This window comes from Vogesella indigofera (assembly GCF_003633895.1).
In the GTDB taxonomy this organism is placed as follows: Bacteria; Pseudomonadota; Gammaproteobacteria; order Burkholderiales; family Chromobacteriaceae; genus Vogesella; species Vogesella indigofera.
This window is the reverse complement of the sequence record NZ_RBID01000014.1, coordinates 323,789-342,669: the sequence shown is the minus strand read 5'-3', so window position 1 is coordinate 342,669 and position 18,881 is coordinate 323,789. Positions and strand designations below refer to the sequence as shown.

At 63.0% G+C, this 18,881-nt stretch carries 20 protein-coding genes; 15 read left to right on the top strand and 5 right to left on the bottom strand.

Translation table 11 applies throughout. The features are described from left to right. The first annotated feature begins 5 nt into the window (after nucleotides 1-5). Complete coding sequence (locus tag C8E02_RS09800) at nucleotides 6-1,226, top strand: FAD-dependent monooxygenase (RefSeq protein WP_120810607.1); 1,221 nt, start codon at nucleotides 6-8, stop codon at nucleotides 1,224-1,226. Nucleotides 1,227-1,346: 120 nt separating this feature from the next. Here C8E02_RS09800 and rpmG read toward each other — a convergent pair whose 3' ends face one another. Together rpmG and rpmB are read right to left on the bottom strand one after the other, a co-directional pair. Then, nucleotides 1,347-1,502: a 50S ribosomal protein L33 gene (rpmG, locus tag C8E02_RS09795; RefSeq protein WP_047967345.1), complete on the bottom strand. Its 156-nt coding sequence runs from the start codon at nucleotides 1,500-1,502 to the stop codon at nucleotides 1,347-1,349. Nucleotides 1,503-1,538: 36 nt separating this feature from the next. Beyond that, complete coding sequence (gene rpmB / locus C8E02_RS09790; protein ID WP_026107616.1) at nucleotides 1,539-1,772, bottom strand: 50S ribosomal protein L28; 234 nt, start codon at nucleotides 1,770-1,772, stop codon at nucleotides 1,539-1,541. Between the two features lie 347 nt (nucleotides 1,773-2,119). On the opposite strand from rpmB, the gene C8E02_RS09785 reads away from it, so the two are divergent. From C8E02_RS09785 to C8E02_RS09765, 5 genes are all read left to right on the top strand, one after another. Then, a complete protein-coding gene (locus C8E02_RS09785) occupies nucleotides 2,120-3,760 on the top strand; it encodes a CTP synthase (protein WP_120810606.1) in 1,641 nt (546 codons plus the stop codon). 62 nt (nucleotides 3,761-3,822) lie between these two features. Further along, the gene (kdsA, locus tag C8E02_RS09780) at nucleotides 3,823-4,674 is read left to right on the top strand and encodes a 3-deoxy-8-phosphooctulonate synthase (RefSeq protein ID WP_047967342.1); all 852 of its coding nucleotides are present in this window, start codon (nucleotides 3,823-3,825) and stop codon (nucleotides 4,672-4,674) included. An 86-nt stretch (nucleotides 4,675-4,760) separates the two neighbouring features. Next, nucleotides 4,761-6,044 (top strand): phosphopyruvate hydratase, encoded by a 1,284-nt coding sequence (eno, locus tag C8E02_RS09775; protein WP_120810605.1) that lies wholly within the window; start codon nucleotides 4,761-4,763, stop codon nucleotides 6,042-6,044. 3 nt (nucleotides 6,045-6,047) lie between these two features. Then, nucleotides 6,048-6,341, top strand: a complete 294-nt coding sequence (gene ftsB / locus C8E02_RS09770; RefSeq protein WP_047967340.1) for a cell division protein FtsB — start codon at nucleotides 6,048-6,050, stop codon at nucleotides 6,339-6,341. Nucleotides 6,342-6,416: 75 nt separating this feature from the next. Continuing rightward, nucleotides 6,417-8,210 carry a GGDEF domain-containing protein gene (locus tag C8E02_RS09765; protein ID WP_120810604.1) on the top strand — a complete coding sequence of 598 codons (1,794 nt, stop codon included), beginning with the start codon at nucleotides 6,417-6,419 and terminating at the stop codon, nucleotides 8,208-8,210. A 132-nt stretch (nucleotides 8,211-8,342) separates the two neighbouring features. On the opposite strand, the gene C8E02_RS09760 is transcribed toward C8E02_RS09765, so the two are convergent. Next, complete coding sequence (locus C8E02_RS09760; protein ID WP_120810662.1) at nucleotides 8,343-9,221, bottom strand: LysR family transcriptional regulator; 879 nt, start codon at nucleotides 9,219-9,221, stop codon at nucleotides 8,343-8,345. A 176-nt stretch (nucleotides 9,222-9,397) separates the two neighbouring features. Here C8E02_RS09760 and aceB point away from each other — a divergent pair, with 176 nt between their 5' ends. The 6 genes from aceB to C8E02_RS09730 all read left to right on the top strand — a co-directional run bounded on the left by aceB (nucleotide 9,398) and on the right by C8E02_RS09730 (nucleotide 15,573). Beyond that, nucleotides 9,398-10,993, top strand: coding sequence for a malate synthase A (gene aceB, locus C8E02_RS09755; RefSeq protein ID WP_120810603.1), 1,596 nt, complete (start codon nucleotides 9,398-9,400; stop codon nucleotides 10,991-10,993). A gap of 222 nt (nucleotides 10,994-11,215) precedes the next feature. Beyond that, nucleotides 11,216-12,181: an ABC transporter substrate-binding protein gene (locus C8E02_RS09750; protein ID WP_120810661.1), complete on the top strand. Its 966-nt coding sequence runs from the start codon at nucleotides 11,216-11,218 to the stop codon at nucleotides 12,179-12,181. A gap of 108 nt (nucleotides 12,182-12,289) precedes the next feature. Next, nucleotides 12,290-13,189 (top strand): ABC transporter permease, encoded by a 900-nt coding sequence (locus C8E02_RS09745; RefSeq protein ID WP_120810602.1) that lies wholly within the window; start codon nucleotides 12,290-12,292, stop codon nucleotides 13,187-13,189. Next, nucleotides 13,189-13,983, top strand: a complete 795-nt coding sequence (locus C8E02_RS09740) for an ABC transporter ATP-binding protein (RefSeq protein ID WP_120810601.1) — start codon at nucleotides 13,189-13,191, stop codon at nucleotides 13,981-13,983. The genes C8E02_RS09745 and C8E02_RS09740 overlap by 1 nt, the downstream gene beginning before the upstream one ends. Before the next feature lie 168 nt (nucleotides 13,984-14,151). Beyond that, entirely contained in the window at nucleotides 14,152-14,859 is a 708-nt protein-coding gene (locus C8E02_RS09735) for an SIMPL domain-containing protein (RefSeq protein ID WP_047967334.1), read from the top strand. A 105-nt stretch (nucleotides 14,860-14,964) separates the two neighbouring features. Next, the gene (locus tag C8E02_RS09730) at nucleotides 14,965-15,573 is read left to right on the top strand and encodes a glutathione S-transferase (RefSeq protein WP_120810600.1); all 609 of its coding nucleotides are present in this window, start codon (nucleotides 14,965-14,967) and stop codon (nucleotides 15,571-15,573) included. Nucleotides 15,574-15,595: 22 nt separating this feature from the next. On the opposite strand, the gene C8E02_RS17230 is transcribed toward C8E02_RS09730, so the two are convergent. Continuing rightward, nucleotides 15,596-15,775: a hypothetical protein gene (locus C8E02_RS17230; protein ID WP_147424479.1), complete on the bottom strand. Its 180-nt coding sequence runs from the start codon at nucleotides 15,773-15,775 to the stop codon at nucleotides 15,596-15,598. A 35-nt stretch (nucleotides 15,776-15,810) separates the two neighbouring features. Between C8E02_RS17230 and C8E02_RS09725 the strand changes: the two genes are divergently transcribed. The 3 genes from C8E02_RS09725 to C8E02_RS09715 all read left to right on the top strand — a co-directional run bounded on the left by C8E02_RS09725 (nucleotide 15,811) and on the right by C8E02_RS09715 (nucleotide 16,789). After that, nucleotides 15,811-16,002, top strand: a complete 192-nt coding sequence (locus C8E02_RS09725) for an RNA polymerase sigma factor (RefSeq protein ID WP_047967332.1) — start codon at nucleotides 15,811-15,813, stop codon at nucleotides 16,000-16,002. 321 nt (nucleotides 16,003-16,323) lie between these two features. Further along, nucleotides 16,324-16,581, top strand: a complete 258-nt coding sequence (infA, locus tag C8E02_RS09720) for a translation initiation factor IF-1 (RefSeq protein WP_047967331.1) — start codon at nucleotides 16,324-16,326, stop codon at nucleotides 16,579-16,581. 25 nt (nucleotides 16,582-16,606) lie between these two features. Then, entirely contained in the window at nucleotides 16,607-16,789 is a 183-nt protein-coding gene (locus C8E02_RS09715) for a hypothetical protein (RefSeq protein WP_047967330.1), read from the top strand. Between the two features lie 136 nt (nucleotides 16,790-16,925). On the opposite strand, the gene htpG is transcribed toward C8E02_RS09715, so the two are convergent. After that, nucleotides 16,926-18,830 carry a molecular chaperone HtpG gene (gene htpG, locus C8E02_RS09710; protein ID WP_120810599.1) on the bottom strand — a complete coding sequence of 635 codons (1,905 nt, stop codon included), beginning with the start codon at nucleotides 18,828-18,830 and terminating at the stop codon, nucleotides 16,926-16,928. Nucleotides 18,831-18,881: the final 51 nt, after the last annotated feature.

The window sequence follows — 18,881 nt, the reverse complement described above, 5'->3', positions numbered from 1 at the left end:
TAAACATGGTCGAACAAGCTGATCTGTTCATCGTCGGGGGCGGCATGGTCGGGGCGGCACTGGCCGCGGCACTGGCCGACAGCGGCCGCCGTATCGTGGTGCTGGAACAACAGGCGCCCGCCGCCTTCGATCCGGCCAGCGCGCCGGATTTGCGCGTGTCCGCCATCAGCCCGGCATCGCGGCAACTGCTGCAGCGCATCGGCGCCTGGCCGTATATCGAGGCGATGCGCAGCGCGCCGTACCAGCGCATGCTGGTGTGGGAAAACGACGAGCAGGAAGGCACGCTGTTCGACGCCGCCGAGCTGGGCGAGACCGAACTGGGCCACATTATCGAGAACCGCATCGTGCAGCTGGCCTGCCAGCAAGCGCTGGCGCAGCATGACAATATCGAGCTGATCTGCCCCGACCTGCTGCAATCGCTGAGCGAACAGGGTGATCACTGCCTGGTGACGCTGGGCAGCGGTCGCCAGTTTGCCGCCAGGCTGGTGGTCGCCGCCGACGGCGCCCAGTCCGCCGCGCGCCGGCTGGCCGGCATCGGCATCAACAGCCACGACTACCCGATGCACGCCTTTGTCGCCACCTTCGCCATCGAGGGCGGCGAGCGCGACATCACCTGGCAGCAATTCACCGCCACCGGCCCGCAATCGCTGCTGCCGCTGCCCGGCGACTACGCCTCGCTGGTGTGGTATCACCAGCCGGCACGGGTACGCGAGCTGGAAACCCTCAGCGAAGCGGCACTGATTGCCGCCTTCCAGCGTGAATTCCCCGCCCGGCTGCCGGTGCTGCGCCAGCTGGTCAGCCGCGGCAGCTTCGCCCTCACCCGCCGCCACGCGCAACGCTACCATCGCGGCCGCGTGGTGCTGGCCGGCGATGCCGCGCACACCATCCATCCGCTGGCTGGCCAGGGCGTCAACCTTGGCTTCCAGGATGTGCAGGCGCTGTCCGCGCTGCTGCACGAGGCCTTCCGCCTGGGGCAGGACCCGGCGGCACCGGCGCTGCTGCAACGCTACCAGCGCCAGCGTATGCTGCCCAACCACGCCATGCAGCGGCTGATGGATGCCTTCTGCTACGGCTTTGGCAACAGCGCCCCGCCGCTGCGCCTGCTGCGCAATCTGGCGCTGAAGCTGGCCAACCGCCCCGGCAGGCTGAAACAGGAGGTGGTGCGCTACGCACTGGGCCTGTCCCCGCTGGCGCGCGGCCTGCGCATCGCCCTGCCCGGCAAATGAACAACCCGCTGCGGCCAACCCTGGTCGCAGCACATCAACACCACCGCACAACGGCAGCAGCCAAACAAAAAGCCCTTTGACGAATCAAAGGGCTTTTTTCAACAAGGCAACCAGACTGAATTACTTCAGTTTGATTTCCTTGTACAGAACATGCTTGCGAGCAACGGGATCAAACTTTTTGATCTCCATTTTCTCAGGCATCGTACGCTTGTTCTTGGTGGTAGTGTAGAAGTGACCGGTACCTGCGGTCGATTCCAGCTTGATCTTGTCGCGCATGGCTATTCCTTATTGTCGATTTCGTCGGTCGAAAAATTACAGCTCGCCGCGAGCACGCAGGTCGGCCAGAACGGCGTCGATGCCTACCTTATCGATGGTACGCAGTGCTGCGTTAGAAATACGCAGACGCACCCAACGATTTTCGCTCTCTACCCAGAACTTGCGATATTGCAGGTTAGGCAGAAAACGACGCTTAGTCTTGTTATTGGCGTGGGACACATTGTTCCCGGTCATCGGACGCTTGCCGGTGACTTTGCAAACACGCGCCATGGTTCATCACTCCCAAAAGCCGGTAAAAGGTAAACTTATACCATATTAAGAAGCCATTCGACAAGACGGTGCCCTGTCGGTTATGGAACCCGACAGTATCACCCGCCATGCTTGAGCGGCCAAAAGAATCCGCAATAATACAACAAGGCTACGGCGCACGCACGCTTTAATTGTCATGAAGCGCGGCAACGGCGGGCAACTGTGGCTTGCACCACGAAAACCCGCGCCGCCCGCCCGGCGCGCCGCCGGCAAGTAATTGCGGGCAAACGGCAAACAGTCGCGCATTGCCCATTCAAAAAAGTGCGACTTTCGGTTAAAATCACAGATTCCAACAGAGTTGCATTCCCATGACCAAGTACATCTTCGTAACCGGCGGTGTGGTGTCCTCCCTCGGCAAGGGCATCGCCGCTGCGTCCATCGCCGCTATCCTTGAGTCTCGCGGGCTTAAAGTCACCATGCTGAAGCTCGACCCTTACATCAACGTCGATCCGGGCACCATGAGCCCGTTCCAGCACGGCGAAGTCTTCGTAACCGAAGACGGTGCGGAAACCGACCTGGATCTGGGTCACTACGAGCGCTTCATCAAAGCCAAGATGAAGAAAAGCAACAACTTCACCACCGGCCAGATCTACGAATCGGTGATCACCAAGGAACGCCGTGGTGACTATCTCGGTGGCACCGTGCAGGTGATTCCGCACATTACCGACGAGATCAAGCTGAAAGTACGCGAAGGCGCCGGTGACGTGGACGTGGCCATCGTGGAAATCGGCGGCACGGTCGGCGACATCGAATCGCTGCCGTTCCTGGAAGCAATCCGCCAGATGCGCTCCAACCACGGCCGCAAGAACACCCTGTTCGTGCACCTCTCCTACGTGCCTTATATCGCCACCGCCGGCGAGATCAAGACCAAGCCGACGCAGCACTCGGTGAAGGAGATGCGCGAAATCGGCATCCAGCCGGACATACTGCTGTGCCGCATGGACCGCGAACTGCCGGAAGACGAAAAGCGCAAGATCGCGCTGTTCTGCAACGTGGAAGAGAACGCGGTAATCGGCTGCTACGACGCCGACTCGATCTACAAGGTACCGGGCATGCTGCACGCGCAGGGTATCGACGACATCATCTGCGAACAGCTGCAGCTGGAGCTGCCGAAAGCGGACCTGTCGGTGTGGAACGGCATCATCGACGCCATCGAGCACCCGCAGCACGCGGTCAACATCGCCATGGTCGGCAAGTATGTCGACCTGACCGAATCGTACAAGTCGCTGACCGAGGCGCTGAAACACGCCGGCGTGCACACCCGCACCAACGTCAACATCATCTACGTCGACTCGGAAGAGATCGAGCGTGACGGCGCCGAATCCCTGAAGGACATGGACGCGATCCTGGTCCCGGGCGGCTTCGGCAAGCGCGGCGTGGAAGGCAAGATCAAGGCGGTGAAATTCGCCCGCGAAAACAACATCCCTTACCTCGGCATCTGCCTGGGGATGCAGATCGCGCTGATCGAGTATGCCCGTGACGTGGCCGGCATGGCCGGTGCCAACTCCACCGAGTTCGACCTCGAAACCGACTACCCGGTGGTGGCACTGATCGACGAGTGGGTCAACCACGACGGCAAGATCGAAACCCGCGACGAGAACTCCAACCTCGGCGGCACCATGCGCCTGGGCAGCCAGCAGTGCGAGCTGGCCGCCGGTTCGCTGGCGGCACGCGTGTACGGCAACACCGAGATCACCGAGCGTCACCGTCACCGCTACGAAGTCAACAACCACTACGTTGGTCGTCTGCAGGAAGCCGGTCTGACCATCAGCGGCCTGTCCGCCGGCCACGAAAAGCTGGTGGAAACCATCGAGCTGGGCAACCACCGCTGGTTCTTCGCCTGCCAGTTCCATCCGGAATTCACTTCCACCCCACGTGACGGCCACCCGCTGTTCATTGCCTACGTCAAAGCGGCGCTCGCCTACCAGGCTGATACAGCCAAGGCTTGATGCCATCCAGGGTTGGCCGCAGCACTGCGGCCAACCCTGTTTCCAGCTGAAGGACACACACCATGAAACTCGCCGGATTCGAAGTCGGTCTTGACCACCCGCTGTTCCTGATCGCCGGTCCCTGCGTGATCGAGAGCGAACAGATGGCGCTGGATACCGCCGGTCAGCTGAAGGAAATCACCAGCGAACTGGGCATCAACTTCATCTACAAGTCCAGTTTCGACAAGGCCAACCGCTCCTCCGGCAAGTCGTTCCGCGGCTTCGGCATGGAACAAGGCCTGCGCATCCTGGCCGAAGTACGCCGCCAGATCGGCGTGCCGGTGCTGACCGACGTGCACACCGAAGAACAGGTACCGCACGTCGCCGCCGTCGTCGACGTGCTGCAGACCCCGGCCTTCCTTGCGCGCCAGACCGACTTCATCCGCGCCGTCGCCGTGTGCGGCAAGCCGGTGAACATCAAGAAGGGCCAGTTCATGGCGCCGGGCGACATGAAACACGTGATCGACAAGGCGCGCGAAGCCGCGCTGGAAGCCGGCCTCGACCCGGACAGCTTCATGGCCTGCGAACGCGGCGCCTCCTTCGGCTACAACAATCTGGTCTCCGACATGCGCTCGCTGGCGATCATGCGCGAAACCGGCTGCCCGGTGGTGTACGACGCCACCCACTCGGTACAACTACCCGGCGGCCAGGGCACCAGCTCCGGCGGCCAGCGCGAATTCGTACCGGTACTGGCGCGTGCCGCAGTGGCCACCGGCATCGCCGGCCTGTTCATGGAGACCCATCCGGACCCGGCCAAAGCCATGTCCGACGGCCCCAACGCCTGGCCACTGCCGCGCATGAAAGAGCTGCTGCACACGCTCAAGCAGATCGATGCGCTGGTCAAGGGCCAGCCGTTTGCCGAACAAACGCTGTAACAGGTTGATTTCACGGCCAACCTGTTGCAAGGTTGGCCGCACCGTATTCCGGTTTGACTAACCTAGACCCCTTGAAGGAAACATTCATGAGTTCGATCATCGACGTGATTGCCCGCGAAATCCTCGATTCCCGTGGCAACCCGACAGTTGAAGCCGACGTCTTGCTGGACTCCGGCGTGATGGGCCGCGCTGCTGTACCGTCCGGCGCCTCCACCGGCGAGAAGGAAGCACTGGAACTGCGCGATGGCGACAAAGGCCGCTACCTCGGCAAGGGCGTACTGAAAGCCGTTGAAAACATCAACACCGAAATCTGCGAAGCCATCATCGGCCTCGACGCTTCCGACCAGGCCTTCATCGACAAGACCCTGATCGAGCTGGACGGCACCGAAACCAAATCCCGCCTTGGCGCCAACGCCATGCTGGCGGTATCGATGGCCGTGGCTCGCGCCGCCGCCGAAGATGCCGGCCTGCCGCTGTACCGCTACCTCGGCGGTGCCGGCCCGATGGCGCTGCCAGTACCGATGATGAACGTGATCAACGGTGGCGCCCACGCCAACAACACCCTCGACATCCAGGAATTCATGATCCTGCCGGTCGGCGCAGCCACCTTCCGTGAAGCACTGCGCTGCGGCGCCGAGATCTTCCACGCGCTGAAGAAACTGTGCGACAACAAGGGCTACGCCACCACCGTCGGCGACGAAGGCGGCTTCGCGCCTAACCTGACCAGCCACGAAGAAGCGATCACGCTGATTCTGGAAGCCATCGATGCCGCCGGTTATGTTGCCGGCCAGGACGTGATGCTGGCACTGGACTGCGCCTCCTCCGAGTTCTACAAGGACGGCAAGTACCACCTGACCGCCGAAGGCCTGTCGCTGTCCTCCGAGCAGTTCACCGACTACCTGGAAACGCTGGCCAACAAGTACCCGATCATCTCGATCGAGGACGGCATGAGCGAGCACGACTGGGACGGCTGGAAGATCCTGACCGAGCGTCTGGGCGACCGCGTGCAGCTGGTCGGCGACGACCTGTTCGTCACCAACCCGGCCATCCTGGCCAAAGGCATCGAAGGCGGCCTCGCCAACTCGCTGCTGGTGAAGGTGAACCAGATCGGCACCCTGTCGGAAACGCTGAAAGCCGTTGACCTCGCCAAGCGCTCGCGCTACACCAGCGTGATGAGTCACCGCTCCGGCGAAACCGAAGACAGCACCATCGCCGACCTGGCCGTGGCTACCAACTGCATGCAGATCAAGACCGGCTCGCTGTCGCGCTCCGACCGCATGGCCAAGTACAACCAGCTGCTGCGTATCGAAGAAGAGCTGGGTGATGCCGCCTGGTACCCGGGCCGTGCTGCCTTCTACCACCTGAAATAAGCAATGCGCTGGCTGACCCTGACGCTGATTGTCCTGATCGCTGCCCTGCAATGGCCACTCTGGCTAGGCAAGGGCAGCTGGCTCAGGGTCTGGCAACTCGACTCCCAGGTCGAGGAACAACGTGCGGCCAACGCAGTCCTGGTTGGCCGCAACGCCGCACTCGACGCCGAAGTGCGTGACCTGAAGCAAGGTTCTGCCGCAATCGAAGAGCGTGCGCGTAATGAACTTGGTATGATCCGGAACAACGAGGTGTTTTTCCAGCTGCTGGACAATAGCACCGCCTCGGAGACTCCATAACCGCACCGGTTCTGACCTTCACTGCAGGCTCAAAAAAACATAATGGCTGCTCATAAAAGCTCCAGGGTCTGGTCCATGACGACGCACAATCCAATCGACACCGCGCGCGAGACGCTGAAACAGCTGACGCTGCGCAAACTCCTCCCGACACCGGACAATTTCGAACGCGTTTACAGCGAAATCATGGGTGTGCCCGCCGAGGCCCGCAGCAACAAGCTGGCCGACCTGCTGCTGCGCGCCTACGAGAGCCTGCCGGCGGAAGAAGCCAGCAGCAAGATTGCCATCGCCAAGCTGCGCCGTGCCATCGACGATGAAAAATGGGAGCTGGTGCCACAGCTGACGCTGGAACTGGCCGAACTCAACGGCCGCAACCGCCAGCTGGCGCAAAACTGGGGCAGCCTGATCCAGGACCTGATGAAGGCCTGGGAAATCCGCAATCCGGCCCTGAGCCAGAACTACAAGCAGTCGGCACTGGAACGGGTGCTGCTGTCCTTCGGCAACACCCCGGACGAACTCAACGAAAAGCTGCACAACCTGGTGAAAAGCTGGCTGCAGCCGGCAGCCGGCCAGCCCGCACAAGCGGACGCCGACACCACGCTCGCCAGCAGCGCGCCGGTGCCAAGCCCGACAGCCGCTGCCGACGAGGCGGACGACGGCGACCGCTGCCAGGTGTGGAAGGATGTCTTCGACTACACCCTCAAGTTCGGCATCGAGCCGCGACTGGTGCACTATCCAGAACTGTCACAACACTTCAGTGACACCCGCAACGCGCTGGGCAGCATCCACAACAGCCACGATGTCGACAATTTCTTCCCGCAGCTGCGCAGCTTCCTGATCCGCCTCGAGCTGCAGTCGCAGGACGACGAACGACTGGTCACCGGCCTGTCCAACCTGATGCAGCTGATGCTGCAGAATGTCGCCGAGCTGAACCAGTCCGACAGCTATCTGGTCGGCCAGATCAGCGGCCTGCAGCAGATCCTGGCGCAGCCGAACATCTCGATCCAGCACATCTACCAGCTGGAAGCCAGCCTCAAGGAAGTGATCCACAAGCAGGGCACGCTGAAACACTCGCTGGACGAGGCCACCAGCTCCCTGCGCGCGCTGCTGGACACCTTCCTCGACAAGCTGTCATTGATGAGCAGCAGCACCGGCGACTTCCAGCAACGCCTGCACAGCCACAGCGAGAGCATCCGCGGCACCCAGGACGTCAACCAGCTGAACGACATCCTGCAACTGCTGCTGAGCGATACCGCCAACATGCAGACCAACCTCAGCGAATCGCACGGCGAACTGCTGGCGGCCCGCAACGAGGTGCACAGCGCGCAGCAGCGCATCAGCGAGCTGGAACACGCGCTGGAAGCGGCCAGCGCCAAGATCAAGGAAGACCAGCTCACCGGCGCCTACAACCGCCGCGGCCTGGAAGAACACTTCGAGCGCGAGATCAGCCGCGCCAAGCGCAGCGGCCAACCGCTGTCGGTGGCGCTGATCGACGTCGACAACTTCAAGCAGCTGAACGACCGTTACGGCCACCTGACCGGTGACGACGTGCTGAAGTATCTGGTGGAGCTGATGCACCGCTCGATGCGCAGCTCCGACATCGTCGCCCGCTTCGGCGGCGAGGAGTTCGTGGTACTGCTGCCGGACACCGGCATCAACGAGGCGGTCGAGCTGGTTCAGCGCCTGCAGCGCGAGCTGACCAAGAACTTCTACCTCGCCAACCAGGACCGGCTGGTGGTGACCTTCAGCGCCGGTGTCGCGCTGTGGCACCTCGGCGAGTGCGATACCGACGTGATCGAACGTGCCGACAGCGCCATGTACCGCGCCAAGCTGGCCGGCAAGAACCGCACCCTGTCGGCGGAAACCCCCTAGCCTGCCCGGCGGGCGGCCACGTCAGTACGTGCCGCCCGCCTGCCCACTCCCCGTCGCACACTCTGGCGCCGCCACTAGATAGTCTCCCAATCGCGGACCAGCTACCCCAAGGTTGGCCGCAAGCCGGCGCCGCTAGTCCCAATAGCCGGGGCTGCTGTAGCAAGCCTTCAGGTGGTCGATGAACAGCCGTACCCGCCCGGGCAGGAAGCGCCGCTGCGGCACCACCGCGTACACCGGATAATCCGGCGACGAAAAACGCTCCAGCACCGTCACCAGCCGGCCATCGGACAGGTCGTCCTTCACCTCCCACAGCGAACGCCACGCCAGCCCCAACCCGGCCAGCGCCCAGTCGTGCAGCACCGCGCCGTCATTGCACTCCAGCACGCCGCGCACGCGCAGGTTGAGCAGCTCGCCGTCGACCTTGAAAGTCCAGCCGCGGCTCTGGCTCTCGCCCAGCGACAGGCAGTTGTGGCCGGTCAGGTCCTCCAGCGTGCGCGGGATGCCGTGCCGCGCCAGATAGGCCGGCGCCGCCACCACCACGCGGCGGTTTTCCGCCAGCCGCACCGCCACCAGCGAGGAATCGGCGAGATCGGAAATGCGGATGGCGCAGTCGATGCGGTCGCGCGCCAGATCCACCAGCCGGTCGGACAGGTCCAGCGTGACGCGCAGATCGGGATGCGCCTGCTGGAAGGAGGCGATGTGCGGCGCGACGTGGCGGCGGCCAAAACCGGCCGGCGCCGACAGCCGCAGGTGGCCACGGGCCCGGCCACTGCCGGAGGCCACCGCCGCCTCGGCCTCGGCCAGTTCGGCCAGGATGCGCTGGCAATCCTCGAAAAAGGCAGTGCCCTCCTGCGTCAGCGTCACACTGCGCGTGGTTCGCACCAGCAGCTTGACCCCCAGCCGCTCTTCCAGCGCATCCAGCCGCCGCCCGATCATCGCCGCCACCACCCCCTCCTGTCGCGCCGCCGCCGACAGGCTGCCCAGATTGACCACCGCGACAAAGGTTTCCATCTGCTTCAGCACCGGGCATTACCTCACAAAAAGTAAAATATGTTTCGCGATATTACCGGATTTTCCCACACTGCCACATGCTAAACTGCACCGCAAAGCAAGCAGTTGCTAAGCAAGATCGCAAATAAAAACAGAAACTTGCCGCCACCACCCGACAAGCACAGGAGAGAACAGCCATGACGCAGGCACTACCGCAAGGCGTGGACATCAACGCCCCGGTCACCAGCGCGTTTGCCAGCATCCTCACCCCCGAGGCGCTGGCCTTTGTCGCCGCATTGCACCGCCGCTTCGAGCCGCAACGCCGCGAGCTGATGCAGCGCCGCCAGCAGCGCCAAGCCAGCCTCGATGCCGGCGCGCTACCCGACTTCCTACCGGAAACCGCCGCCATCCGCCAGGGCGCGTGGCAGATCGCGCCACTGCCCACCGACCTGCACGACCGCCGTGTCGAAATTACCGGCCCCGCCGAGCGCAAGGTGATGATCAATGCGCTGAACTCCGGCGCCAGCGTGTTCATGGTCGATTTCGAGGATGCGCAATGCCCGAGCTGGGACAACCAGCTGCAGGGGCAGATCAACCTGCGCGACGCCTGGCGCAAGACGCTGGCTTACCACGGCCACGACGGCCGCCACTACCGCCTCAATGACGACATCGCCACGCTGATGGTGCGCCCGCGCGGCTGGCACCTGCCGGAAAAACACCTGCTGGTCGACGGCCAGATGGTCAACGGCGGCCTGTTCGATTTTGCGCTGTCGTATTTTCATAATGCCGTCGACCTGCACAAGGTTGGCCGCGCGCCGTACTACTACCTGCCGAAGCTGGAATCGCACCTCGAGGCACGGCTGTGGAACGACATCTTTGTCGCGGCACAGCAGCAGCTGCAGCTGCCGCGCGGCAGCATCAAGGCCACCGCGATGATCGAGAATATCCTCGCCGCCTTCGAGATGGACGAAATCCTGTACGAGCTGCGCGAGCACAGCGCCGGCCTCAATGCCGGGCGCTGGGACTACATCTTCAGCTGCATCAAGCACTTCCGTCACAATCGCGAGTTCTGTCTCGCCGACCGCGAGCGCATCACCATGCGCGTGCCGTTCATGCGTTCCTACACCCTGCAGCTGATCAAGACCTGCCACCAGCGCGGCGCACCGGCCATTGGCGGCATGTCGGCGCTGATCCCGATCAAGCACGACCCCAGCAGCAACGAGCTGGCGCTGGCCGAAATCCGCGCCGAAAAGGAACGCGACGCGCGCGATGGCTACGATGGCGGCTGGGTCGCCCACCCCGCGCTGGTGCCGCTGGCGCACGAGGCCTTCCGCAGCGTGCTGGGCAGTGCCGTCCACCAGTGGCAGCGCCAGCGCGACGACGTGCTGATCACCGCCGCCGACCTGCTCAACTTCCAGCCGGAAACGCCGATCACCGAGCACGGCCTGCGCAACAACATCAACGTCGGCATCCAGTATCTCGGCGCCTGGTTCAGCGGCAACGGCTGCGTGCCGATCCACAACCTGCTGGAAGAGGCCGCCACCGCCGAGATCGCCCGCTCGCAGATCTGGCAGTGGATACGCAGTCCGAAAGGGGTGCTGGACGATGGCCGCAAGGTGACGCAGGGCCTGTTCCGCGACCTGGCCGCCGACGAGATCAACAAGCTGCGCGCCGAGTACGGCAGCCGCTGGCGCCGCCAGTTCGAGGACGCGGCACAGCTGTTCGACCTACTGATCAGCAGCGACGAGTTCATCGACTTCCTGACCCTGCCCGGAAACGAATATCTGGACTGAGCCGCCGCCCTGCCCATTTTGATAGCAAACAGCGCCTAGGCCCCGTTATGGGGCCTTTTCATTTCGCAATGCACCAAGCGGTGGCAGATTGCTTCCCATGGATACAATATTTGAAATATTATTGCTTCGCACAAACTGAAATAAGCGTGGCTTTGCAATATCATTGCGCGAAAGCTGCATTACCAAGTCAACAATACCATCCGGAACAAAGGTATCGCCATGATGAACTTCCCTCGCCGCACCGTCCTGGCCGCGCTGCTGGCCGCCAGCCTCAGCCCGTTCGCCACTGCCGCCGACATGAAATCGGTCGCCGTCACCGCCATTGTGGATCACCCGGCGCTGGATGCCGCGCGCAAGGGCGTGGAAGACGAACTGAAGGCGGCCGGCTTCGAGGCCGGCAAGCAGATCAAGTACCAGTACCAGAGCGCGCAGGGCAACCCGGCCACCGCCGCGCAGATCGCCCGCAAGTTCATCGGTGACGCGCCGGACGTGATCGTGGCCATCGCCACGCCGAGCGCGCAGGCCGCCGTCGCCGGCACCCGCAGCATTCCGGTGGTGTTCACCGCGGTCACCGATCCGGTCGCCGCCAAGCTGGTGAAAAGCTGGAAAGCCGGCAACGGCAACGTCACCGGCGTTTCCGACATGCTGAAGCTGTCGTCGCAGGTTGACCTGATCAGCAAGGTGAAGCCGGGCGCCAAGCGCGTCGGCATGGTGTACAGCCCGGGTGAAGTCAACTCGGTGATCGTGGCCAAGGAGCTGAAGGCCGAGCTGGCCAAGCGCGGCATGACGCTGGTGGAAGCACCGGCGGCACGCACCGTGGACGTGGCCCCGGCCGCCAAGAGCCTGATCGGCAAGGTCGACGTGATCTACACCAGCACCGACAACAACGTGGTGTCGACCTACGAGTCGCTGGTCGGCATGGCGCAGCAGGCCAAGATCCCGCTGGTGGCCGCCGATACCGATTCGGTGAAGCGTGGCGCCACCGCAGCACTGGGCCAGAACTACTACGACATCGGCCGCCAGACCGGCAAGCTGGTGGTGCGCATCCTGAAAGGCGAGAAAGCCGCCGCCATCGCGCCGCAAGTCGGCGAGAAGCTGTCGCTGACGCTGAACCAGGGCGCGGCGCAGAAACAGGGCGTCACCCTGTCGCCGGCGCTGCTGAAGGAAGCCAAGGAAATCATCAAGTAATGCCAACGTTGGCCGCAGCCACCGTTGCGGCCAACCTTGTTCACCCCGCGCTCCGCGATGCCCGATTACCGATTGGCGCACAGGAGCGCTTGTTATTGCAGGTAAGCTATGACCCCTATCGCATTGATGGGTGCCCTGGAAATCGGTCTGATCTTTGCGCTGGTGGCGCTGGGCGTGCTGATTTCCTTCCGCATCCTTGACTTCCCCGACCTCACCGCCGACGGCAGCTTCCCGCTGGGCGGCGCCGTCGCCGCCACCCTGATCGCCGGCGGCCACGACCCGTGGCTGGCCTGCGCCTTCGGCGCGCTGGCCGGCGCCGCATCCGGCCTGGTCACCGCCTGGCTGCACGTGCGTCTCAACATCCTGCAGTTGCTGGCCAGCATCCTGGTGATGATCGCGCTGTACTCGATCAACCTGCGCATCATGGGCGCGCCCAATATGCCGCTGATCGGCTCGCCGACGGTGTTCGCCCCGTTCATCGGCGAGGCGCTGGAAAACAGCTGGCTGGTGCAGCCGGCGGTGCTGGCGGTGATCATCGTCGTCACCAAGATCGCGCTGGACCTGTTCTTTGCCTCGCAGACCGGACTCGCGATGCGCGCCACCGGCGCCAACCCGCGCATGGCCCGCGCCCAGGGCGTGGCCACCGAGCGCATGGTGCTGTCCGGCATGGCGCTGTCCAATGCGCTGATCGCGCTGGCCGGCGCGCTGTACGTGCAGACCCAGGGCGGCGCCGACGTGTCGATGGGCGTCGGCACCATCGTGGTCGGCCTCGCCGCGGTGATCATCGGCGAAACCCTGCTGCCGTCGCGCAAGCTGTGGGTGATCACGCTGGCCACCATCATCGGCGCGCTGCTGTACCGCCTGCTGATCGCGGTGGCGCTGAACGCCGACTTCATCGGCCTGCAGGCACAGGACCTGAACCTGATCACCGCGCTGCTGGTGGGCTTTGCCCTGGTATTGCCGAAACTGAAAGCGAAATTTTCCCGCAAGGCCGGAGGAAAGCACTGATGCTGCGCGCCGACAATCTGTTCAAGACCTTCAACCCCGGCACCCCGATCGAGAATCCGGTGCTGCGCGGCCTGTCGCTGACCATCGAATCCGGCCAGTTCGTGACCGTGATCGGCAGCAACGGCGCCGGCAAATCCACGCTGCTGAATGCCATCTCCGGCGACCTGTTCGTCGACCGCGGCAGCCTGCACATCGACGAGCAGGACGTCACCCGCGTGCCGGCCTGGCAACGCGCCGGCATGGTGGCGCGCGTGTTCCAGGACCCGATGGCTGGCACCTGCGAAGGCCTCAGCATCGAGGAAAACATGGCGCTGGCGTGGCACCGTGGCCGCAGCCGCGGCTTTGGCCGCGCCATCCGCGTCGAGCAGCGCGAGCTGTTCCGTGACAAGCTGGCGATGCTGAAGCTGGGGCTGGAAAACCGCCTCGCCGACCGCATCGACCTGCTCTCCGGCGGCCAGCGCCAGGCGGTCAGCCTGCTGATGGCCTCGCTGCAGCCGTCGCGCATTCTGCTGCTGGACGAGCACACCGCCGCGCTGGACCCGAAAACCGCCGCCTTCGTGCTGGAGCTGACCGACCGCATCGTGCAGGAGAACAAGCTCACCGCGATGATGGTCACCCACTCCATGCGCCAGGCGCTGGATCACGGCCACCGCACCGTGATGCTGCATCAGGGCCGCGTGGTGCTGGATGTCAGCGGCGACGAGCGCAAGCAGATGCAGGTCAGCGACCTGCTGGCGATGTTCGAGAAGACCCGCGGCGAACAGATCGACGACGACGCGCTGCTGCTGGGCTGAAGCCGGCAAGCGCCCCACACACAGCACGGCCCGCGGGTCGTGCTTTTTCATGCCCGCTCGCCCGCCGCGCGACAGCGTTACATTCAACGGCCATAATTAGCCGGTACGATTGCAACCATCACGCATCGCCACAGTCACAGCGCTGTTTTCACCGCGAAAGGTCCCATCATGTCCCTGTTCCTGCGTTCTTCCCGTCCCTTGCTGCTCGGCGTCACCCTGCTGCTGAGCCAGCTGGCACCGGCCCAGGCGGCCGAGCCCGCCACCGTCCTCAACCTCAGCGCCAGCGCCCAACGCGAGTTGCCGAATGACCAGCTGAACGCGACGCTGTACATCCAGGAACGGCAGCCACAGGCGGCGCAGCTGGCCGACAAGCTGAACCGCGCCCTCAACCGCGCCAAGGCCGATGCCGCCGGCTACCCGAAAGTGACCATCAGCAGCGGCAACTACAATAGCTGGCCCAGCTACGACAAGAACGGCAAGATCAATGGCTGGCAGGGCCGCGCCGACATCCGCCTGCACAGCCGCGACTTTACCGCCGCCGCCGAGCTGATCGCCCAGCTGCAGAAATACATGCTGCTGGAAGGGGTGCAGTTCAGCGTCGCCGACAGCACGCGCAAGGCCACCGAGCAGACACTGATCCCGGAAGCGATTGCCCTGCTGCAGCACCAGGCCACCGCCGCCGGCAAGGCGCTGGGCAAGCCGCAACAGCAGGTGCGCGAGCTGACCATCGGCGAAAGCCAGCCGAACATGCCGCCGCTGATGATGCGCGCCAAGGCGATGACGGCCGACGCGGTGGCCGAGGTGACCACGCCGGAATGGCAACCGGGTAAAAGCACCATCCAGCTCAATGTCAGCGGCCGTATCGAGCTGCAATAAGGCCCGGCCCGGCAACGGCGCGATTGACGCTCATCCCGCCGTTGCTGATACTGCGCTTACAATATCGCACTCCCGCGAAACAAGCCGCCAAGCACACACACCATCATGAAACTGATTGCCTCACTGACCAGCCCGTTTGCCCGCAAGGTGCGCGTGGTGCTGGCCGAGAAAAAGATCGACTGCCCGCTGGAACTGGACCTGCCCTGGGAGGCCGGCAGCCGGGTCGCCGAGTTCAACCCGCTGGGCAAGGTGCCGGTATTGCTGCTGGACGACGGCAGCGCGCTGTTTGATTCCCGCGTCATCGTCGAATATCTGGACAGCATTTCCCCGGTGGCACGGCTGTTCCCGCAGGAACGCCGCCAGCTGATCGAAGCCCGCCGCTGGGAGGCGCTGGCCGATGGCATCTGCGATGCCGCCGCCAATATCGTGATCGAACAGCGCCGCCCGCCGGCACTGCAAAGCGCCGACTGGATCAACCGCCAGCACGACAAGGTCATCCGCGGCCTGGCCGCCCTGGCGCACGACCTCGGCGAGCGCAACTGGTGCTGCGCCGACAGCTACGGCATTGCCGACATCAGCGTCGGTTGCTGCCTGGGTTACCTCGACTTCCGCTTTGCCGATCTCGACTGGCGCACGCTGCATCCGAATCTGGCCAGTCTGGCACAACGGCTACAGCAGCGCGCCAGCTTCAGTGACACGCTGCCGCCAGCGTAGAGCCTGTTCACGATTTCGCGAGCTAGAGCGAGACAAGGCGAAAACGGCTGAGGAAGCGGAGTTTATAAGTGGTAAATGAGCATTCCGAAGCCGTTTTCAACGCGGTATCGCCGAAGCGCAGCAGATCGTGAATAGGCTCTAAGCGGCTTGTGCCATGCAGCATGGCAATTCGGGCAATACGGTCTAAGCTTATATCAGGCATGCGCTGTCGCCTGTTATCCAGCAAGGAGAATCATCATGCGGTTGGAACAAATGAAACGCATCGCGGACATGATCGGCCTGAAGAAAAAGTCCCGTGAAGCAGTCTGCCTGATGGAGATCGACGGCATGACCGGTTATGCTGCCTCGCGCCAACTCGATATCAGTCTCTCTACCGTTTCACGCGCGCATGCGCGCTTTCGCAGTGCAATGAAGCAGCTATCCAGCTAAAGCCAGTCCGTCAAAAGCGGCCGGATGCCAGCACGGCATCCGCCTGCTTTTTAGCTGGCCTGCGATCGCTGACTGGGGCTTGTCGTCCTGTGGCACGAAAAAACTGACAAATCATGGATTTAGCGGTATAGTACTGTCTGTTTCCGTCTTGCTGGCACAGTTTTCGTACTGCTGCCGTCTGTTTTTGCCTGCCCTGCCCTACCTCGCAGGCGACACTCCCCAACACGGTTTCACATTTCTTTCCCGTTCATGCTGCTTATGAACGGGCCTTGGTGCATGGTCTGATGACCGGGCACGGAACCAGCTACCCGAAAGAATACAATGTCTAAAGAAGATATGATCGAACTGCAAGGTGTCGTTACCGAAATGCTGCCTGAATCGCGCTTTCGTGTACTGCTGGACAACGGCGTGGAAATCCTCGCCTACGGCTCCGGCAAAATGCGCATGCACCGCATCCGCGTGCTGATGGGCGACCGCGTCACCGTAGAAATGTCACCGTATGATTTGAGCAAGGGACGGATCAACTTCCGCCACCCGACAGCGCGTCCGGAAGGTGCTCCGCAGCACTACCGCCGCTGATATTGAGAATTGAACAAGGAATTTAATGAAAATCCAGGAATTGCAACCAGGTGATCGCATCACCGAACAACGTCTTGACCACACTGTTGCCTACGAAGTCATTGCCATCCGCCAGGTTGGCCGCCGCTTCATGGTGACTTTCAACTCGGCACTGGGATTGTCCAGTGCACACTATCAGGGCGATGCCTACATCGCCGCGGCTCGCTAAGCGCGCCGACTGCCACACGCTGCCAACGCAGCACCCACTACCGGATGGCCCCCCAATAAAAAACCGCCCTGCCACTGGGCAGGACGGTTTGTAACGGGCAAGCCACTGCGGCCAACGTTGGCCGCAATGCTCCGGGTCAGACAGACAACTCCAGCATCAGCTTGTTGATCCGCTTCACGAAGGTGGCCGGGTCTTCCAGTTTGCCACCTTCCGCCAGCAATGCCTGATCGTACAACACGTGTGCCAGGTCTTCGCGGCGGCTGTCGTCACTTTCCGCCGCCAGACGCTTGACCAGCACGTGTTCCGGATTGATCTCCAGTGTCGGCTTGCTGCCTTCCGGCACCGGCTGGCCGGCGGCTTTCAGCATGCGCTCCAGATGCGCGCTCATTTCGTGCTCGCCTACCACCAGGCAGGCCGGGCTGTCGGTCAGCCGCGCGGTGGCACGCACGTCTTTCACGCGCTCGCCCAGCGCCTTCTGCACCAGCTCTACTACCGGCTTGGCGGCTTCTTCCACCTGCTTCTGCGCTTCCTTGTCGGCGTCGTCTTCCAGCGCGCCCAGATCCAGTGCCCCCTTGGCCACCGACTGCAGCTGCTTGCCGTCGAACTCGGTCAGCGAACCGGTCACCCACTCGTCGACACGGTCGGTGAGCAGCAGCACTTCCACGCCCTTCTTCTTGAACACTTCCAGGTGCGGGCTGTTGCGCGCCGCGGACAGGCTGTCGGCGGTGATGAAGTAGATCTTGTCCTGGCCTTCCTTCATGCGGCCAACGTAGTCGGCCAGCGACACGTCAGGCACGTCGCCTTCCGATGCGGTGGACACGAAGCGCAGCAGCTTGGCGATGCGCTCCTTGTTGGCGAAGTCTTCGCCGACGCCTTCCTTCAGCACCTGGCCGAATTCCTTCCAGAACGCGGCGTACTTGTCCTGCTCGTTGGCGGCGAGGTCGTCCAGCAGGCCCAGTACCTTCTTCACGCAGCCGGCGCGAATGGCGTCGATGTCTTTCGATTCCTGCAGGATCTCGCGCGACACGTTCAGCGGCAGGTCGTTGCTGTCGATCACGCCGCGCACGAAGCGCAGGTACTGCGGCATCAGCTTGTTGCTGTCTTCCATGATGAACACGCGGCGCACGTACAGCTTCACACCCTGCTTGCGCTCGCGATCCCACATGTCGAACGGGGCGCGCGACGGGATGTACAGCAGTTCGGTGTACTCCTGGCGGCCTTCGACGCGGGCGTGGCTCCATGCCAGCGGCTCGGTAAAGTCATGCGCCACGTGCTTGTAGAATTCCTGGTACTGCTCTTCGGTGATGTCGTTCTTGCTGCGCGTCCACAGCGCGGAGGCTTCGTTGACCACTTCGAAATCATCGCTGACGATCACTTCGCCGTTCTCGCCGTAGCTGTTGCCCTTCTTCATCTCGATCGGGATCGAAATGTGGTCGGAATAGGTGCGCACGATGCGCTTCAGCGACCAGTCGTTGAGAAAGTCGTCGTTGCCGTCTTTCAGGTGCAGCACGATCTCGGTGCCGCGGCCAACCTTGTCCACTGGCTCCAGGGTGAAGTCGCCCTCGCCGGCCGACTCCCAGCGCACGCCTTCGCTGGCAGCGGCGCCGGCGCGGCGGGTGGTCAGCGTCACCTTGTCGGCGACGATGAAGGCGGAGTAGAAGCCGACACCGAACTGGCCGATCAGGTTGGCGTCCTTCTTGGCATCGCCCGACAGCTGCTCGAAGAAGGCCTTGGTGCCGGACTTGGCGATGGTACCGATGTTGGCGATCACCTCGTCGCGGCTCATGCCGATGCCGTTGTCGGTGATGGTGATGGTCTTGGCATCCTTGTCGACGCTGATGCGGATTTTCAGCTCGGGATCATTCTCGAACAGGGCGGCATTGTTCAGCCCCTCGAAACGCAGCTTGTCGGCCGCATCGCTGGCGTTGGACACCAGCTCACGCAGGAAGATTTCCTTGTTGGAGTACAAGGAATGGATCATCAGTTTCAGCAGCTGTTTGACTTCGGTCTGAAAACCCAGGGTTTCTTTCTGTGCGCTCATGGCTATGTCTGAATGAAGAGTTGATAACAGAGGACAAGATGGCGGCAGGTG

Bases quoted from the DNA above. Each gene is read 5' to 3' on its own strand.
- C8E02_RS09800 (WP_120810607.1), top strand. From the start codon at position 6: ATGGTCGAACAAGCTGATCTGTTCATCGTCGGGGGCGGCATGGTCGGG.
- rpmG (WP_047967345.1), bottom strand. From the start codon at position 1,502: ATGCGCGACAAGATCAAGCTGGAATCGACCGCAGGTACCGGTCACTTC.
- rpmB (WP_026107616.1), bottom strand. From the start codon at position 1,772: ATGGCGCGTGTTTGCAAAGTCACCGGCAAGCGTCCGATGACCGGGAAC.
- C8E02_RS09785 (WP_120810606.1), top strand. From the start codon at position 2,120: ATGACCAAGTACATCTTCGTAACCGGCGGTGTGGTGTCCTCCCTCGGC.
- kdsA (WP_047967342.1), top strand. From the start codon at position 3,823: ATGAAACTCGCCGGATTCGAAGTCGGTCTTGACCACCCGCTGTTCCTG.
- eno (WP_120810605.1), top strand. From the start codon at position 4,761: ATGAGTTCGATCATCGACGTGATTGCCCGCGAAATCCTCGATTCCCGT.
- ftsB (WP_047967340.1), top strand. From the start codon at position 6,048: ATGCGCTGGCTGACCCTGACGCTGATTGTCCTGATCGCTGCCCTGCAA.
- C8E02_RS09765 (WP_120810604.1), top strand. From the start codon at position 6,417: ATGACGACGCACAATCCAATCGACACCGCGCGCGAGACGCTGAAACAG.
- C8E02_RS09760 (WP_120810662.1), bottom strand. From the start codon at position 9,221: ATGGAAACCTTTGTCGCGGTGGTCAATCTGGGCAGCCTGTCGGCGGCG.
- aceB (WP_120810603.1), top strand. From the start codon at position 9,398: ATGACGCAGGCACTACCGCAAGGCGTGGACATCAACGCCCCGGTCACC.
- C8E02_RS09750 (WP_120810661.1), top strand. From the start codon at position 11,216: ATGAACTTCCCTCGCCGCACCGTCCTGGCCGCGCTGCTGGCCGCCAGC.
- C8E02_RS09745 (WP_120810602.1), top strand. From the start codon at position 12,290: ATGACCCCTATCGCATTGATGGGTGCCCTGGAAATCGGTCTGATCTTT.
- C8E02_RS09740 (WP_120810601.1), top strand. From the start codon at position 13,189: ATGCTGCGCGCCGACAATCTGTTCAAGACCTTCAACCCCGGCACCCCG.
- C8E02_RS09735 (WP_047967334.1), top strand. From the start codon at position 14,152: ATGTCCCTGTTCCTGCGTTCTTCCCGTCCCTTGCTGCTCGGCGTCACC.
- C8E02_RS09730 (WP_120810600.1), top strand. From the start codon at position 14,965: ATGAAACTGATTGCCTCACTGACCAGCCCGTTTGCCCGCAAGGTGCGC.
- C8E02_RS17230 (WP_147424479.1), bottom strand. From the start codon at position 15,775: ATGCCTGATATAAGCTTAGACCGTATTGCCCGAATTGCCATGCTGCAT.
- C8E02_RS09725 (WP_047967332.1), top strand. From the start codon at position 15,811: ATGCGGTTGGAACAAATGAAACGCATCGCGGACATGATCGGCCTGAAG.
- infA (WP_047967331.1), top strand. From the start codon at position 16,324: ATGTCTAAAGAAGATATGATCGAACTGCAAGGTGTCGTTACCGAAATG.
- C8E02_RS09715 (WP_047967330.1), top strand. From the start codon at position 16,607: ATGAAAATCCAGGAATTGCAACCAGGTGATCGCATCACCGAACAACGT.
- htpG (WP_120810599.1), bottom strand. From the start codon at position 18,830: ATGAGCGCACAGAAAGAAACCCTGGGTTTTCAGACCGAAGTCAAACAG.